The sequence below is a fragment of the Chryseobacterium sp. 7 genome, from assembly GCF_003663845.1.
Lineage (GTDB): Bacteria > Bacteroidota > Bacteroidia > Flavobacteriales > Weeksellaceae > Chryseobacterium.
Genome location: NZ_RCCA01000004.1, coordinates 110,745 through 129,449, shown reverse-complemented (window position 1 = coordinate 129,449; position 18,705 = coordinate 110,745). Strand labels below are relative to the sequence as shown.

9 protein-coding genes, 2 tRNA genes and 2 rRNA genes are annotated in these 18,705 nt (G+C 39.1%); 2 read left to right on the top strand and 11 right to left on the bottom strand.

Annotated features, from left to right (window positions below; translation table 11 throughout):
• The 11 genes from CLU97_RS23200 to CLU97_RS23145 all read right to left on the bottom strand — a co-directional run.
• Positions 1-1,475, bottom strand: a 23S ribosomal RNA gene (locus CLU97_RS23200); the annotation flags it as partial.
• 151 nt (positions 1,476-1,626) lie between these two features.
• Positions 1,627-1,699, bottom strand: a tRNA-Ala gene (locus tag CLU97_RS23195).
• 95 nt (positions 1,700-1,794) lie between these two features.
• Positions 1,795-1,868, bottom strand: a tRNA-Ile gene (locus CLU97_RS23190).
• 285 nt (positions 1,869-2,153) lie between these two features.
• Positions 2,154-3,670 (bottom strand): 16S ribosomal RNA (locus tag CLU97_RS23185).
• Between the two features lie 1,244 nt (positions 3,671-4,914).
• Positions 4,915-5,241 carry a VanZ family protein gene (locus CLU97_RS23175; RefSeq protein ID WP_410493432.1) on the bottom strand — a complete coding sequence of 109 codons (327 nt, stop codon included), beginning with the start codon at positions 5,239-5,241 and terminating at the stop codon, positions 4,915-4,917.
• A gap of 25 nt (positions 5,242-5,266) precedes the next feature.
• The gene (gcvH, locus tag CLU97_RS23170; protein WP_121490215.1) at positions 5,267-5,644 is read right to left on the bottom strand and encodes a glycine cleavage system protein GcvH; all 378 of its coding nucleotides are present in this window, start codon (positions 5,642-5,644) and stop codon (positions 5,267-5,269) included.
• Between the two features lie 107 nt (positions 5,645-5,751).
• Positions 5,752-12,837 (bottom strand): cell surface protein SprA, encoded by a 7,086-nt coding sequence (gene sprA / locus CLU97_RS23165; protein WP_121490214.1) that lies wholly within the window; start codon positions 12,835-12,837, stop codon positions 5,752-5,754.
• Between the two features lie 6 nt (positions 12,838-12,843).
• Positions 12,844-13,428: a Holliday junction branch migration protein RuvA gene (gene ruvA / locus CLU97_RS23160; RefSeq protein ID WP_121490213.1), complete on the bottom strand. Its 585-nt coding sequence runs from the start codon at positions 13,426-13,428 to the stop codon at positions 12,844-12,846.
• Between the two features lie 195 nt (positions 13,429-13,623).
• Positions 13,624-15,915 carry an NADP-dependent malic enzyme gene (locus CLU97_RS23155; RefSeq protein ID WP_121490212.1) on the bottom strand — a complete coding sequence of 764 codons (2,292 nt, stop codon included), beginning with the start codon at positions 15,913-15,915 and terminating at the stop codon, positions 13,624-13,626.
• Positions 15,916-15,931: 16 nt separating this feature from the next.
• Complete coding sequence (locus CLU97_RS23150) at positions 15,932-16,783, bottom strand: ATPase (protein WP_121490211.1); 852 nt, start codon at positions 16,781-16,783, stop codon at positions 15,932-15,934.
• 85 nt (positions 16,784-16,868) lie between these two features.
• Entirely contained in the window at positions 16,869-17,132 is a 264-nt protein-coding gene (locus CLU97_RS23145) for a hypothetical protein (RefSeq protein ID WP_089696488.1), read from the bottom strand.
• 360 nt (positions 17,133-17,492) lie between these two features.
• Here CLU97_RS23145 and CLU97_RS23140 point away from each other — a divergent pair, with 360 nt between their 5' ends.
• Both CLU97_RS23140 and CLU97_RS23135 read left to right on the top strand, forming a co-directional pair.
• Positions 17,493-17,951, top strand: a complete 459-nt coding sequence (locus CLU97_RS23140) for a GtrA family protein (protein ID WP_121490210.1) — start codon at positions 17,493-17,495, stop codon at positions 17,949-17,951.
• A 3-nt stretch (positions 17,952-17,954) separates the two neighbouring features.
• Positions 17,955-18,692: a lysophospholipid acyltransferase family protein gene (locus CLU97_RS23135; protein ID WP_121490209.1), complete on the top strand. Its 738-nt coding sequence runs from the start codon at positions 17,955-17,957 to the stop codon at positions 18,690-18,692.
• The last annotated feature ends 13 nt before the right edge of the window (positions 18,693-18,705 follow it).

The window sequence follows — 18,705 nt, the reverse complement described above, 5'->3', positions numbered from 1 at the left end:
TTGGATCAGATTACACTGCAGCAGCTTCGCCCGAAGGCTAGGCCTTGACTATTCCGTCAGTCTCCAGCAGCTACATCCAACCGTCCCTTTATTCGTGAGCAAGTATGGGAATATTAACCCATTGTCCATCCACTACCCCTTTCGGGTTCGCGTTAGGTCCCGACTAACCCTCAGCTGATTAGCATGGCTGAGGAAGCCTTGGTCTTTCGGTGAGCAGGTTTCTCGCCTGCTTTATCGTTACTTATGCCTACATTTTCTTTTCTATCCGCTCCACAATACCTCACAGTACTGCTTCGGCGCAAATAGAATGCTCTCCTACCAGATATATCTAAAATATAAATCCATAGCTTCGGTAATATGTTTATGCCCGATTATTATCCATGCCGGACCGCTCGACTAGTGAGCTGTTACGCACTCTTTAAATGAATGGCTGCTTCCAAGCCAACATCCTAGCTGTCAATGCAGTCCAACCGCGTTGCTTCAACTTTTTTGGGACCTTAGCTGTTGGTCTGGGTTCTTTCCCTCTCGGACATGGACCTTAGCACCCATGCCCTCACTGCCGACGAACATTTATTAGCATTCGGAGTTTGTCAGGAATTGGTAGGTGGTGAAACCCCCGCATCCAATCAGTAGCTCTACCTCTAATAAACTTAACATCGACGCTGCACCTAAATGCATTTCGGAGTACGAGCTATCTCCCAGTTTGATTGGCCTTTCACCCCTACCCACAGGTCATCCGAAGACTTTTCAACGTCAACCGGTTCGGTCCTCCACTCTGTGTTACCAGAGCTTCAACCTGCCCATGGGTAGATCACAAGGTTTCGCGTCTAATCCTACTAACTATGCGCCCTATTCAGACTCGCTTTCGCTCCGGCTCCGGTACTTAATACCTTAACCTCGCTAGTAAAATTAACTCGTAGGCTCATTATGCAAAAGGCACGCCGTCACAGCTTAATGCTGCTCCGACCGCTTGTAGGCGTACGGTTTCAGGTTCTATTTCACCCTTCTATTCGAAGTGCTTTTCACCTTTCCTTCACAGTACTTGTTCACTATCGGTCTTTCAGGAGTATTTAGCCTTGGAGGATGGTCCCCCCATATTCAGACAGGATTTCACGTGTCCCGCCCTACTCATTTATCACTCAAATATGCCTTTCATATACGGGGCTATCACCCTCTATGGCTGTTCTTTCCAGAACATTCTATTAAACATATATTAGCTTTTGGGCTAATCCGCTTTCGCTCGCCACTACTTACGGAATCTCTTCGATTTCTTTTCCTCCGGGTACTTAGATGTTTCAGTTCTCCGGGTTTGCTCCTCCTAAGAGGTAATACATCTTCAATGTATTGGGTTGCCCCATTCGGACATCTGCGGATCAATTCGTGTGTGCCAATCCCCGCAGCTTTTCGCAGCTTACCACGTCCTTCTTCGCCTCTGAAAGCCTAGGCATCCGCCATACGCCCTTAACGATTTCTTTCCTATTGGTTACTCAAGCGCTTTATGCGCTCGGTTTTCTCTTTGTGATGTCTTTACCGTTAATGTCAATGATCTTTAATTCTTCTTTCCGACTGATGAACAGATGTTGTTTTTGGCTCCATCCGTAACTTTAAATCAATCTTCCAAAACTGTGGAGAATAAGGGAGTCGAACCCTTGACCTCCTGCGTGCAAGGCAGGCGCTCTAGCCAGCTGAGCTATTCCCCGCTAGTAGACTAAGAGATTCAAGATGCTAGATTCAAGACTTTTACTTGGTAGTCTTGGCTCTTGGCTCTTTTATCTTCCCGTCTTTTTCAATTAGTAGTCTCGGGCAGGCTCGAACTGCCGACCTCTACATTATCAGTGTAGCGCTCTAACCAGCTGAGCTACGAGACTGTCTGTTTAGACTTATAGATCCTAGATGCTAGATACAAAACTTCATTCGTCTTGGTTCTTGGCTCTGGGCTCTTGTATCTCTTCCCTATACTAATTTCTAGTGGGTTTTATTTTTTATATATCTATAAGTAATGGGTAATGAGTAATTTTTTAAGATCCAATTACTTGGCTCTTTTCACTTTTACCTTTTTACTTATAAACCAACCAAACAAAAAACTAAAGCTATACTTTAAGTAAGTATATGTACTTGCGTACTGATTTTGTTTAACGTCATAAGACGCTCTAAAATGAGATGTTCCAGCCGCACCTTCCGGTACGGCTACCTTGTTACGACTTAGCCCTAGTTACCTGTTTTACCCTAGGCAGCTCCTGTTACGGTCACCGACTTCAGGTACCCCAGACTTCCATGGCTTGACGGGCGGTGTGTACAAGGCCCGGGAACGTATTCACCGCGCCATGGCTGATGCGCGATTACTAGCGATTCCAGCTTCATAGAGTCGAGTTGCAGACTCCAATCCGAACTGAGACCGGCTTTCGAGATTTGCATCACATCGCTGTGTAGCTGCCCTCTGTACCGGCCATTGTATTACGTGTGTGGCCCAAGGCGTAAGGGCCGTGATGATTTGACGTCATCCCCACCTTCCTCTCTACTTGCGTAGGCAGTCTCACTAGAGTCCCCAACTTAATGATGGCAACTAGTGACAGGGGTTGCGCTCGTTGCAGGACTTAACCTAACACCTCACGGCACGAGCTGACGACAACCATGCAGCACCTTGAAAAATGTCCGAAGAAAAGTCTATTTCTAAACCTGTCATTTCCCATTTAAGCCTTGGTAAGGTTCCTCGCGTATCATCGAATTAAACCACATAATCCACCGCTTGTGCGGGCCCCCGTCAATTCCTTTGAGTTTCATTCTTGCGAACGTACTCCCCAGGTGGCTAACTTATCACTTTCGCTTAGTCTCTGAATCCGAAAATCCAAAAACGAGTTAGCATCGTTTACGGCGTGGACTACCAGGGTATCTAATCCTGTTCGCTCCCCACGCTTTCGTCCATCAGCGTCAGTTGTTGCTTAGTAACCTGCCTTCGCAATTGGTGTTCTAAGTAATATCTATGCATTTCACCGCTACACTACTTATTCCAGCTACTTCAACAACACTCAAGACCTGCAGTATCAATGGCAGTTTCACAGTTAAGCTGTGAGATTTCACCACTGACTTACAGATCCGCCTACGGACCCTTTAAACCCAATAAATCCGGATAACGCTTGCACCCTCCGTATTACCGCGGCTGCTGGCACGGAGTTAGCCGGTGCTTATTCGTATAGTACCTTCAGCTACCCTCACGAGGGTAGGTTTATCCCTATACAAAAGAAGTTTACAACCCATAGGGCCGTCGTCCTTCACGCGGGATGGCTGGATCAGGCTCGCACCCATTGTCCAATATTCCTCACTGCTGCCTCCCGTAGGAGTCTGGTCCGTGTCTCAGTACCAGTGTGGGGGATCACCCTCTCAGGCCCCCTAAAGATCGCAGACTTGGTGAGCCGTTACCTCACCAACTATCTAATCTTGCGCGTGCCCATCTCTATCCACCGGAGTTTTCAATTTAAAATGATGCCATTCTAAATATTATGGGGTATTAATCTTCCTTTCGAAAGGCTATCCCCCTGATAAAGGCAGGTTGCACACGTGTTCCGCACCCGTACGCCGCTCTCAAGTTTCCGAAGAAACTCTACCGCTCGGCTTGCATGTGTTAGGCCTCCCGCTAGCGTTCATCCTGAGCCAGGATCAAACTCTCCATTGTATGTTTGTCTGACTCACTCAAAGTTTTTAACGCTTTAGTTTTTCCTTACTTGGTTGTTATATTGTATGTCAATGATCTTTTCTTCTTCCGCTTTGTAACGAAGCAATCTCTCTGTCAGTGTCGCTCCGTATTTGCGAGTGCAAAAGTAAAACTTTATTTCGTAATAACCAAATGTTTTGAAAGAAAATTTTAAAGTTTTTTTAGTAACCTTAATCCCTCTCATAACCTCAATCTCTTCACTCCTGCGCTCCCTCTAATTGGGACTGCAAAGATACAAACTCTTTTTTAACTGGCAACTTTTTTTGAAAAATTTTCAAGTTTTTTTTCGTCTGATTCTTTTGGAAGTAATACTGTTTTTGCTTATCTAAAAGCTCTTCTGCGCTACCGAATCTCTTTCGTTTTTCAGTGGGGCAAAGATAGAAACTTACTACACACCAAGCAACTTTATTTAACATAAATTTCACCTTCCCATAATATTTAACCCTAAGACGCTGGAACGCAGAGAGAAAAATTTTAAACATTTGTTTGGAATGCAGGGAAGGTGGGTTGGAGAGCGGGAGAGTCTGAGCGTGGGAGGGGATTTTCATGAGTAATGAGTAATGGGTAATGGGTAATGGGTAATGGGTAATGGAAGGTATACCTATATATAATATATAATAGTAGACATCTTTCTAGAAAACTTCCATTTTATAGCTTTTATATAGAAAGGATAAGTTGGGGCTAAAGCTGAATGGAGATTTCTTTTTATTAAACGGGATTTCTTATACTAAGCTCAGGAGCATAGACCAGTTCTATTGAAAGCCGAATGAATATTTTTAATAGCCCGCAGATTACACAGATTTTCACAGATCATCATACAGCTAATATATATAAAGCAGTGATAATTTTTGGTGGGAACAGAAAATCGTCTTGAATATAAAGAATAGCCGATGAAATAATATTGATAATAATAACCTGAAAACTCAATATCATCATCACTCATCATTCATCATTTATAATTCATCATTTATAATTGATCTCCCCTAGCCCTGATAGGAATGGTTACCCCGCAGCTTGCATTGGAGAGTGGGTGGGTTGGAGCATGGGACAGCGCAAGCGCGAGGAGTATGAATGGATAGCAGGATAAAGCTCCTGAAAATGTTCGAGAGTTGGAGAGAGAAAAAGTTGGAGGGTTTGAGTGAGGTGCAGTTGAGAAACCTATATAAAAATAGAAGTTTCCGATGTATTTTGGAGATGAAATAAAGCTAAAAAAAACGCTTGACCAACAGCTTATAAGTATAGTATCCCAATAGACATCCTATAGTGTCTGCTACAATGTCTAATGTTTCCATAGATCTGCCTAATCCCATTTCTTCCTGTAGAATTTCTGTAAGGAATGCATAAATAAGAATGATCTGAAAAAAGTACGGGAACTTTATTTTAGGAAATGCGGCCATAAAACAGAAACCCAAGGCTGCAAATATACTTAAGTGCAATACCTTGTCTATACCGCTGAACATGAACCAGTATTCCTGGTTTTCTTCCCCGGGCTTGAGAAGCATATAAGTAAGAAATGCCCAATAAATGGGCAATATCTTACTAAATATTTTTGAAATCTTATCCAATGATTGCTTTGTAATCATCTGCAGAAAGTAACTCAGACTGATCTGCTCCATCAGCAATTTCCAATTTGATAATCCATCCATCTCCATAAGGATCTGTATTCAATAATTCAGGCTGACTTTCTAAGTCTGCATTGAATTCGATCACCTTTCCTGCGATAGGTAAGAATAGATCTGAAACCGTCTTTACTGCTTCTACACTTCCGAAAACGTCTCCTCCATTAAGGTCATCATCTACCGTATCTACATCTACATAAACGATGTCTCCAAGTTCTCCCTGAGCGAAGTCTGTAATACCGATTGTAGCTACATTACCTTCGATCTTGATCCATTCGTGATCTTTCGTGTACTTTAATTCTGATGGTGTGTTCATTTTTTAATTTTTATTTTGTACAAATGTATTCAAAAATATAGTAGCTTCAAATATTGGATACAAAAAAAGTCCTTCAAAACTGAAGGACTTTTAAGTTTGTGTCATTTTTAGAATCCGCCTCCGGACTCTCCGAATGTAAATGTGGCAGAAATACCTGCTCTTACCGTAGACAGCGGGAATGCTGTGGAGATCTTATACTTTGAGGTCATCTGTTCGTAGAATACTCTCAGGTTAAGATTCTCGGAAACATTATAGTCTGCGGAAAGTTTGATATTCATCAGTCTCTGTCCTCCTGTTACCTGTGAATCATTGAGCAGAATATTCATAATGGAGGTCTTGCTGTCTCTTAGTGATATATCTCCTCTGATATTAAGATCACTTCCTTTACCTCTGGTTCCTCTTCCTCTAATGTTGGCTGTTCCCAATCTGAAGTTTCTGATAATATATCCAAGTCTTACTACATATTCTGTATTGGCATCTTCAGTAAGCGTCTGATTGACTAATCCCAATACCATCATTCTTGTTTTATTATACTGTATACCGAACTGCATGTTGTTTCTCATCGTAACATCTATCCCGATAAGTGGTGAGAAAGATTCTACATATCCTACCTGTGAGAATGTATATGGATTGATTTTATCCCCCTCATTTTTAAGTACGTTACCTGCATCATCTACAGTTTGATAATATCCGTTCGGGTTGCCGTGATAGTCTACATTGCTTTGAATGCCTGTTGCAGTGTAAGTTGCTGTATACCCATGTTGGATATCGAACTTCGTGAACTGTCCGCTTATTATCGGAATATTTTTTAATCCCGAGTAAACAATTCTCCAGTTTGGTAACGGGAATCCTGATTTCTTAGGATTACCCATAGGGGTTACAGATTTCCCTTCCATAGCTGCTCTAAAAGCAGGAATCAATACATACGCATTTCCAATGCTGTAATGCTGGGCAAATCCATTATTATCCAATACAGCTCCTGTACCTCCAAGCTGTTGCGAAAGTGCTCTTGCATTTTCTCTGATAGCCTGGTAAACTGCCTGCCCATCTTTAAATGAAGTACTAAGAAGCATTGTTGTATTAGAATACGTTATGGATTCATTAGCAAATGTATAGTCAGGATCCGGAACTCCATTATTGGTATAGTTAAATCCTGTATGTGAGAAATTACTGTTAAGGGTATGCAACACATTAAGATCAATTCTTAAATCATTCATCGGCATTACCTGTAAATCTGCCCTCAATTCTTTGGTTGACATTCTTATATATGGGTCTGTCATGTAGTTGGAATTACTTACCCATCCGTTTTCCATTACCGTTCTTCTGATATCTGCCTGCGATCCAAAAAGGAATCCGATTGTTGGCCCTCCCAGAGTCTGTCCATAACCATACCAGTTAGGAGCAGACAATAATCCCGGAAGTACAGTACCATTTGTTTCGTTATAACTTACATTCAATTGCTTGAAAGAAGTAAGTAAAAATGCTGCACTTTGAAGTGGAGTAAGTCTGTTTTTAAACTTATACTTCTTGTATCTGTATCTGTTTTTCTCCCATTGTTTCGTGTATACATTGTTTAGAGAATCCATCTCCTGTCTACGTTTCTGAAGCTTGGCGTTTATATTTTTGAAATAATTAAACTGTCCAAAGAACTTAGGAAGATCTGCTGAACCTGTCGCCTGGATTACATTGGTGTTCTGACCAATAGATCCTAAACTAGCTGATTGGTTAGTCTGCGGATCTACAAAGCCAAGTAACGAAGTAGATCTTGCAGCCCAGTTATAGGTAAACCCGTATCCTATTTCTGCTTCAATGAAGTCAAGATAAGGCAAATACTGGAACGGCAGTTTATAATTCAGCTGTGCTTTGTGGTTATATAATACCGGTCTTCCGGCTCTGAATACGTTTCCAAAAATAGACTTGTTGTCCATAGAGTTTACATCCAGATTATCATTAAGAGTTCTGGTTGCAGAATTAATTTCCAGCTTCAATGATTTTGTGAAATTGAATCCTAACCCATATTGCCATCCAAAGAAGAAGTTTCTGTTTCTGATGGCATCGAAGTTATTATTTATATCTCCGTTAAGAATAGCTTCTACGTTTCTGAACTCAAGTTCATTGTAATTTCTGTCGATTTCAGTTCTGAAAGATATTCTTGTAGGAATCGGGTTAATATTGAATTCCTTCACCCATCTCAGATACTTGGTAGATTTCGCAGTATCACTGATCATTTTATTGAAAGGTTTTACAACCCACGGCTTAAACGTGTAGTTATAATCAATATATCCTCTCAGGAATTGTCTGTAATTCTTTTTCGTATAAATATCTCTGAAATAGTCATCATTATAGCCAACTGTCACAGAAACGTTTTCAATATCATAAAACTTAGGCTTTTTATTTGGATTTACCCTTTCCTTATGCATATTAACAATACTTATACTTCTTTGTTGAGTATACGTTCTTGCTATTTTTTTCAACTGATCCTTATTAGGTGCCTTATTGAATTCTACGTCTGTATCAAGAGGGTTGTACTTCGGATCTTCAATAGTTTGTGAGTAAGAGTAGTTTACCGGGATTTTTACTCCTGTTTTTTCAGGAAGGAACTTATCAAGGTTAACCGCTGTGTTAATACTGAATGTTGACAAAGCAGACTGTGTTCTTTCTGCAGGTTTTGAATCTATATTTCCGAAACCAACTGAAGTATAAGAAGCATTTGCGTTTACGGTTGCCAGATCTCCCATGTTAAAGTTCAGGCTGGCATTTCCTGCATATCCTCCATCATTCTCAATCTCAGAAAGACGGATTTCGTTTACCCATAGAACCCTTGTTATTCCTGTTCCACCTCTTACGTCAGCATTTCTCACCCCAATCATAATGGTAGTAATATTTCCTAAACTAGGTCTACCTTTGATATAAATATTCTTGAAAGGCTCCTGATAAGCAGGATCCATTGTTCTGTTAGTAATAGGAACTCCTGATTTATCTCTTCTGATCTTAGCATCTACAAAGTTTTGAACATCAAAATCAACATCATTTTCCAACGGCCAGATTTCCATAGGAGCTGTTGCCGTAGTAGGTGTAAGATTTAAGGATGATTCATATTCGTAGTAGTTATCAGTAGCATCACTTCCGAAACGAATAAAAAATTTGGTCTTCTCATCCATTCCTATTACTCTGTTCAGCGGATCGTGAGCATGTACAAAAAGTTTCAGCTTCTTGTATCTTCTCATATCCAGTGTTGTATTTTTGAATACCCCTCTTGCTTCTGACTTAAGATCAGTTACTTTCATATAAAGTGAAGCCTCATTTTGTCTCTGAGCTCCTGCATTACCACTTAATACTTGTCTGTCAATTCCCGGAGGCAATACATATGGGGGCTGGTTCAGTGCATTCTCTTCAATATTTACACTTCCTACTTCAAAGTTCGGATCCGAAACTGTACCTGTTCCTTCTTCCGGAGCAGTAACTACTGTGCTGGCAATTTTACTATCATACTTTCTCCAGTCTGATCTTACAAGATCCATCGTCCCGAATCTTATTGTAGATGTCTGATCAAATCCTGCCAGCATTAATCTTGCAAATCTTACGTTATTTAAAACTGCATCTTCGTGAGTTCCTTCCTGCATATCATATTTTGATACCGGAATTCTGAACAAGTACCATTTAACATCAGATGTCTGCCCGTTCTGGAATGTTGCTTTTACAGTTTTAACATCTACAATATTATTATCTCCTCCAAGTGCAAGGCTAGCCTGATCAAGCTTAATAACATACTGGTTGTAGTTTTCTGTCTGATCAAGGTTATAATCTTTATTGATATCTTCAGCATCCGGAGTTTGTGAAGCTACATTCAGAGAGTTCGCTTCTGAGTTTCCTTCCGGGTTTCTGAAATATTTGTAACGCTCTACTATTGAAGTTGCCTGTGTTCCTGTAAATTTATCAGACATATAGAACACAAAGTCATCCACTGCAGGGTCAGCAATATTGGTAACCGGGTTTACAAATGTATTCCCAAATCTCATAGCTTCCTGATCAGAAGTAAGACCATCGTATCCGGCATCCTGTACTCTTCTCTCATCTCCTTCCGTAGAGAAAGCATATAAGATTGGAGGTTGCTTTGGCTGAACTCCCCAGTTTGAATTGGTAGTAGATGATGGTGTACCAGGAGTTGGAAGTCCGTTTTCGTACTGCATTTTTCCGTCCTTCAGAACATCTTCTGAAACGTTTCCTAAATGAAGTAAAAGTCTTGGGTCTGTTCCCAATGTTTTACCATCTGCATAAGGATCCATCATCCAGAATTCAACGTATTCAATATTGGAAGTAACAAAGTTCGGAACGCTGATAGATCTCATAATTCCTCCCCATCTGCTTTGTGGCTGTTCCGTTGATGGATTTACGTTGTATGGTCCTTTTTCTTTAGGGAAATAAGAAATATCAAAAGTATTCGTGAAGGTTTGCTCTCCTGCTACGAAATCTCTGTTGTTATAGATCTCAGAATATTGTACTCTTCTGGAAGCGTGATTGGATACAGACTGTGGTGTAATTCCTGAAGGAGCTTTTCCTCCTACTCCCCAGAATCTAGGGTCTATGTTGTACCACGTTAATAATCCTCTTCCATATCCGCTTATTATATCATCATTACCCGGAACCGTGTTAAAGGGAGGTAATGTATTTTTTTCCGGTTTTGAAGCTAAACTCCATGCTGCCGGCTCTTTTAATGAAATCTTAGAAGTAGTCTGTTCAAAATCGTCAATATAAGACTGATTGTTTGTTCCTTTGTTCAATCCAGGTATTAAGTAAGCAGCTTCCATCTTAAAGTTTAAGTTGGATGGTGCTTCCGTTTTTACCATCGGAAGTTTATTGACAAGTCTTGTAAGATAAGGAGCCTGATTGTTGTACATCAAGTTGATCCCCGCCATGGTATTGTTTACCGCTTCCTGTCCGAAATTTACTTTCTGGGTAAGTGGAGACTCTGAATAATTGATTACAGTACCTCCTAAGATAAAGTTTTCATTGAATCTTCTTTCTAAATTTAATCCTAAGAATCTTTTTCTTTGGGTATTAAATGTCAATTGATTCTCCAATGAAATGTTGATAGCCTGTCCGGATTGTTTTACGTTTTCATTGATAATCGTAACCGTCCCCAGCATATAATCTACAGTATAGTCTACCCCTTCCGTAAGCTGTACTCCGTTTGCGGCAACTTTTACAGATCCTTGAGGTACATTTACTGCTCCCAAAGAAATACCCTGTCCCTGAGTTCCTTTATAACGGCCTTCCAATGTATATCTTTGCGAAAGGTTACTGGAAAGAACAGATTGTTTCTGTTTGGTATAAAGATCCTGGAAAACATACTGAGGATCATTTGTACCTAATTTTGATTCCAGATAATTACCGAACGGCTGTACTTTGGTAAAGATTACCCTTCCCGTTTCCGGTCTAATAGTGGTTCCAGGAACAAAGTCAAAAATACCGTCTCCTTTACTTCCGTCTTTGTTATTCTGGATATCATTATTCATATTAAGACGGTCCCAGTTAAATAACTTCAGTAAGTTCTGATCTTTTACAGGAGTATCCGGAAGATAATTCACTTTACCTCCGGTTTTCGGGTCTCTGTAGTATACATTAAGAATAAACCCATCCTGAGCTACCTGTCCGGCATCTATTGAATAGATATTCTTCATCATCAGATCCCACATTGGAGACTGTGTATTTACTTTATTATTTACCCTAAGGACTTTAGTAATCAATACTGGACTTTCTTCCGAAAATTCTCCTACTTTGTATACTTTATTACTTCCGTTAACAGTATAGGAGTATGAAACAGCCAAAAGTTGCTGATCATTCAGCTTTTGATTTAATGAAATATATCCCAGCTGTGGCTGAAAGGTAAATTCATTAGCATTAAGCTTTCTGGCTTTGGTATTGTAGATAAATTGCTCTCCGTTATCATAAGGAGTAGGATCTCCAGGAAGTACCTGTCCCTGGAAAATAGTCCCATAGTTCTTTCCGGCTTCTCTGGTTCCCGCTACTGATGAAACTCCATCATACAGACCATTCAGAGAGTTATCCGGTAACGTAAAGCCTCCTGCACCTTCCCCAAGATCTCTGATCCCGATAATACTTTTTTGATAAGCAAGGTTAGTATTCCCCTGATCCAATACCCAAACTTCTAATCTTGTGATGTTAATGGTAGAATTGATCTGTGGATAATTAAGCAAAGCATCATCATATTTATTCAGGAAATAATGCCCTAAAAAGAAGTGCTGGTTTTCTTCATAGTCAATGGCATTGACTTTAAAGTTATTCATAACGCCACCACCCTGTACTACAATATTACGAGCCTCTCCCTGTTGTTGGGAAAGGACTACCGTTCCAAATGTTTTTCCTAACTGGAATTCTGTTTTCACCCCGAAAAGTGATTGTGAACCACGGATCAGACTGGTTGAAAGCGGCATATTTACGTTACCGAATTCAACTCTTTTGATGATTTTATCTTCTCCGCCTTCGTTAGGCTTATCTACATTTCCAAGGCCTTTGCTCTGAAGGTCTTTCCAGCTTCCTTTTGCCTGCCAGACAAGGTTCATTCTGTTTTCGAAAGCAAAACCACTCTGGGTATCATAATTGGCCTTTAACTGAAGGTTCTCTCCTACTTTTCCTAATAATCCCAGCTGAATTCTCTGATCGATATCAAACGTAAAGCTTGTCCTGTTCTGAGGCAAGATCATTGGGTTGTCTATTTTCTGGTAAAGTCCAGCAAAATCCAGGGATGCATATCCTGAAGGAATAATCTCAATTTTATTCCCTCCGAAAATGGTTTCGAAAAGCTTGTTATTGATCATCACAGAAGGAATAAGTCCTTTTCTCCTTGCATCCGATTTGTCTTTTCTGAAAAGAAGATTGTATTTATCAGACTTCTCCTTATAGTAAGCTTTAGTCTGGGTAGCAAGCATATATTGCTTATACTCTTCCGGAGACATTGCCGTAGGAGGACCTGTGATGGTATTTCCAATTTTGGGATACACATAGTACATCCCGGTTTTTATGTCGTAATAGGCTTCGTACCGCGTAGGGTCGGCCACTTCATATTGTTTTCTTATGATCGCCGTATCTCTCTGTACCTGTGCAAAAGCACCGACAGAGATGAACAGGAACGACAGGAACAAAAATATGTTAAGATGCTTAATATTCGCCACCAAATGTTAAATGTTTTTTAAGATTTGTTTAACCAATTCTTCTACCGAGATGTTTGGATTCTGTTTTATGATTCTATCCGCAATCTTCTCACTCGCTCGTTTAGGAATTCCTAAAACTTCTAATGCAGATAACGATTCTTCCTTGATTTTATTATCCACCATCACAGAAATATTCGCGTTTGGATCACTGTATTTCTGTACTTTATCTTTAAGATCTACGATAATTCTTTCAGCAGTTTTGGCTCCGATTCCTTTTGCTTTTTGAATCAAAGCACTGTTTCCGGAAAGGATTGCAGAGGCAATCTCATCAAGGCTCAGTGTAGACAGCAGAATAAGTGCAGATACAGCTCCCACTCCATTAACACTTATTAACAGATTGAACATTTCTTTTTCTGAACGTGTGTTAAATCCAAAGAGAAGATGGGCATCTTCACGAATGATCTGCTGGATAAATAAAAAGGTCGGCTGATTCAAAACCAGCGTTTGTGAGGTCATCAAACTTATTCCCACGTAGTAACCAACCCCTTGTACATTGATGACCGCGTAGGTAGGCGTAAGTTCTTGAACGTTGCCTTGTAAAGAAAATATCATTATTAATTTTTAAAACTCCCAAATATAGCAATTTAAACTAATTAATGTTTTCATTTCACGTACGAATGATTTTTAACTTAATTTTCATTTGAGAATTCAATGAATTAACACAAAAGCAAAAGACTCCAAAATATGGAGTCTTTTTATTATTTCAACACGGTTTGAAGTGTGATTTTTTTAAATAAGAAGTCTGATTTAGTTTGATTTCTTTTCTCTTCTTTGAGCATCAAGAACAGCAATTGTAGCAAGGTTTACAATTTCATCTACACTTGAACGCATCTGAAGTACGTGTACAGGCTGCTTTAATCCCATTAAGATTGGCCCTATAACCTGTGCTACTTTCATTCCTCTTATAATTTTATAAGAAAGGTTGGCACTTTCCAGATTCGGGAAGATAAAGGTATTGGCAGGTGTTGTTCCTAATTTTGAGAACGGATAATCGCTCAGGTGATCTGCATTCATTGCAAAATCCGGCTGAATTTCACCATCTACAATCATTTTAGGGAATTTCTCATGAAGAATGCTTACTGCTTTTGCTACTTTTTTAGAAGTTTCAGAGATGGCAGCAAAGTTTTCAAACCCAAGCATTGCAATTCTAGGCTCGATAGCGAAAGACTTCACTGTAAATTCTGCCATTTTAGCAATGTTTACAAGATCTTCTGATGTAGGGTTTTGGTTGATGGATGTATCTGCGAAGAAAATAGGTTTCTTTTCAGAGAGAATCATCATCATTGCCGCTACTTTATCTACTCCTTTGTCTTTTTCAATCACTTCAAGAACGGGACGTAAAACTGAAGTATAGTTTTTCGAGAATCCTACGATAAGACCGTCAGTATCTCCATGTCTTAGCATCAAAGGTCCGAAATAGTCTCTCTGACGTACGTATCTTTTCGCTTTGTACTCGTTCATTCCTTTTCTCTGACGAAGTTTCCAAAGGGTCTCTCTGTATTTTTTTCTGTTTTCTTTCTGATCATCATCACTTGGATCAATGATTGGAACATCCAGCGTAATTCCGTAGCGTTCCATCTGCTCCTTGATGTATTTTTTGTCTCCTAAAAGGCTCGGATAAGCAATTCCTTCTTCATAAAGAATCTGGGCAGCTTTCAACACATTGTATTCTTCAGCATTTCCAAGAGTGATTCTTTTCGGATTAGATTTTGCACGGCTCTGCATCATTCTTACCAACCTCTCGTCTCTTCCCATTCTGTCCAGAAGCTGGTGCTCGTATTCTTCGAAATCCGTAATGGTTTTTCTTGCAACACCACTTTCAATAGCTGCTTTTGCCACAGCGCTTGATACTTTTGTGATCAGCCTGTTATCAAATGGCTTTGGAATAAAATATTCTCTACCGAACTGAAGATTCTGAACGTTATATGCTAAAATTACAGCTTCCGGAACCGGTTCTTTTGCCAGATCAGCAATAGCGTGTACGGCAGCCAGTTTCATATCTTCATTAATTCCTGTAGCCTGCACATCTAATGCTCCACGGAAGATATAAGGGAATCCTAATACGTTGTTCACCTGGTTAGGATAATCACTTCTTCCTGTTGCCATGATTACATCTTTACGGGTCTCAAGAGCAAGGTCATAAGCAATTTCCGGATCAGGATTAGCTAAAGCGAATACGATAGGGTTTTCGTTCATGCTCAAAAGCATTTCCGGAGTCATTACGTTTCCTTTTGACAATCCTACAAAAACATCAGAACCTTTTACAGCATCTTCTAATGTTTCGATATCTGTTTCAATGATGAAATCTAATTTCTCAGGAGTAAGGTTTTCTCTTTTATGATTGATTACCCCTTTACTGTCACACATCAGGACGTTTTCTTTTTTCAATCCTAATGAAATATAAAGCTTGGTACATGCGATAGCTGCTGCACCCGCACCGTTTACTACCATTTTCACTTTATCAATATCTTTATTGGCAATCTGCAGAGAATTGATCAATGCAGCTGCTGAGATAATTGCTGTTCCGTGCTGGTCGTCGTGCATCAAAGGAATATTCAATTCCTCCTTCAGTCTTTGTTCTATATAAAAAGCTTCAGGTGCTTTAATATCTTCCAGGTTAATCCCTCCGAATGTAGGGGCAATACCTTTTACAATTTCAATAAATTTATCCGGATCTTTTTCGTCAATCTCAATATCGAAAACATTGATATCTGCAAATATTTTGAACAAAAGTCCTTTCCCTTCCATTACCGGCTTTGAAGCTTCAGCCCCAATGTCTCCCAGTCCAAGTACGGCAGTACCGTTAGAAATTACTGCTACCAGGTTTCCTTTTCCTGTATAATCATATACAGTTTCAGGCTTATCATGAATTTCCATACAAGGAACGGCTACACCCGGAGAATAAGCCAGCGAAAGGTCTCTTTGAGAAGAGTGCGGCTTTGATGGGATCACTTCAATTTTTCCTTTGGGTTCTGCTTTATGATAATCCAGCGCGGCCTGGCTAAAGTTCTTTTCGTCACGATTGTTGTTACTTGACATAAAATTTTGTTTTTTGTTAAAGTATATATTTAATGTGGTAATCTACTAAGCTTTCAATTGGTTTCTGAACTACATGTCCCACATTTAAATTAAATTCTGCAGCTACAGAGCGCAGTACGTTTTCATAATAATAAGCAATAGAGCCGATAAAATTAATCTCAGCATCTTTTGCTTCTTCATAAGGGAGTACCTGGTATTCAAAGAAATTTTTCATTTCTTCAAAAACCATATCCCTGAAGTAAGGGTGATCTTTTCTTTCGATCACAAATTTGGTAAAGTCTGCCAGATAAGCATTTGGTCTTGGAGTATGATACATGTTTTGCAATGCATCTTCTACGGTAAGCTGATAGTCTGCTTCAAATTCTGTATGAAGGTCTGAAGGCAGTTTCTTCATGAAATATCTGCGCACCAGCTGCTTTCCGATAGCACTACCACTTCCTTCGTCCCCAATAAGGAATCCTAATGAAGGTAATTCTATTTTTAGATTTTTGCCGTCGAAATAACAAGAATTTGATCCTGTGCCAAGAATGCACACGATAGCAGGTTTTCCGCTGTATGCTGCATAGGCTGCAGCCATCAGATCTTCCTTCACTATAAATTCTGCTTTTACAAAAACTTTCTTCAGTTCTTCTTCTATGGTTTCACAATTTTTCTTTACTCCACATCCTGAACCATAAAAAAAGACTTTGGTAATTGAATTTTTGACTGACATCAGATTGCTATTTTTCTGCACCTCAGGAGCGATAAGTTCTCTGTTGATAAAATTCGGATTGAAACCGATTGTTTCAGTTTTCAAAAAAACTTTCTTAAAGTCATCAAGTATTACCCAATCCGATTTAGTAGAACCACTATCTACAATAGCAACCATAGTTTAGATTTTAATTTAAGGGTGCTAAATTAGGAATTTATCTTCAATTAGCATTTAAAAACAATCTGGAAGCTGTCTAAAATCATTAATGTTTAATTTGTGTTTTTTTTTCGTTGAACTGTATCAGCCAATCTTCTATTTCATCTTCCAGATAGGAAGTCTGTAATACCATTGCATTGATAAAATCATCGGGCACGGGTTCTCCTTTGGAGTTTTCAAGATTCCACAATTCGTTTGACATATTTTCATATTCGGAATACACTCTTTTGAAGCGGGAATTTTCTTTCTCAAGAGCCTCAATATTTTTCTGTTGAAGCTGGAATTTTCTGTATTTGTTTTGACTTTTCATACAAATATTATTAATAATTGGTCATAAAATGTTGGAGTATATGCGCTTAATACCGCACTACAAGATAGAAAAAACCATCAACACAAGGAGTTGAAAATGAATTTATTATCAGGTCTTTATTACATCATTCTGAATATTAAAATTAGAAATAATTTTTATTAAAAAAAATATTTTAACAACTTTTTTCAGTGTTTAACATATAGTTATAAATTTGCACCATCGTATTGTGAAGTTCTGTAATTTTTGACATTTTAAAACAAATATTAATAACAGAAAATATAATAATCTATTTACATCACTAGATAGCAACTATTTCATTATTTACACAATATGTACAAATATTTTTTAGATTAAAATTGAATGAAAGAAATACTCATACGTCAGAAACAGGTTTTGTTCTTCATTATTGCAGGAGGGCTAAGCGCTATTGTAGAAATAGGCAGCTTTAAAATTTTCAGCACCTACCTTCCTCATTTTTTCGCAAGGGAGACTAACTTCTATGGTATACATTATCCTTTAAGTAACATCTTTTCTACCAGTTGCGGGATTATCACCAACTACTTTCTGAGCATATGGTTTGTATTCGAAAGAGGAAAGCATTCCAAAAGAAAAGAGTTTGCTTATTTTATGGTGGTATCTTTCTTTTCCACTCTGCTTAGCTTAGGTTTCTTCCAGATATTCTACAGTTTCGTATTTAAAGATAATATCAATTTAATTTTTTATACCTTGAGCCCGGAAATGATCAGTAAAATTGCCGCAATTGTGCTGGTTTCCATCCTGAATTATTCTATCAAGAAGAAAGTAATTTTTAACGGTTAAGCTGTGACAAAAATTTTAAATTATCTCTGGAGATTCTGGCTGCTGCTGCTGGCTTTTTTTCTGACGGTTATTATCGGAATCCCAGTCTATATTTTATCCTTTAATAAAAAGCATTATAAATACGGGTATAAACTTGTAAGACTCTGGTGTTTCGGAATGTTCTACGGAATGGGCTTCAGGTATGACCTGATTAAGCTTTCGGAACAGGAAAAAGATAAGGACATACCATATGTATTTATATCCAATCATACTTCCATTATGGATATTATGCTTGTTTGTATTCTGTTTCCGAATCACCCGATTTGTTTTGTAGGAAAAAAAGAACTGGTAAAGATTCCTATTTTCGGAACTATATATAAAAGGATATGTGTAATGGTAGACAGGGCGAGCGCAAAAAGCCGTGCAGATGTTTACCGAAGATGTGCAGAAAAGATGGAAGAAGGTAACAGTATTGCCCTTTTTCCGGAAGGCGGTGTGCCGGACGACACTTCTATTATCCTGGATGATTTCAAAGACGGTGCCTTCATGCTTTCTTCGAAACATCATTCTCCTATAGCTGTTTATACCTTTGTGGGACTCAAGGAAATGTTCCCTTTTGAAAACTCAAAAGGCTATCCTGGAAGAGTAAAGGTGTACTTCAACGGAATCATTGAGCCTACAGATTCGCCTAAAGACTTAAAGGCAGAGGCTTATGAGACAATAAAAAAAACCTTAATCAGGTATTCCGTTGAAAGGAAATAGTTATATTTGTTTG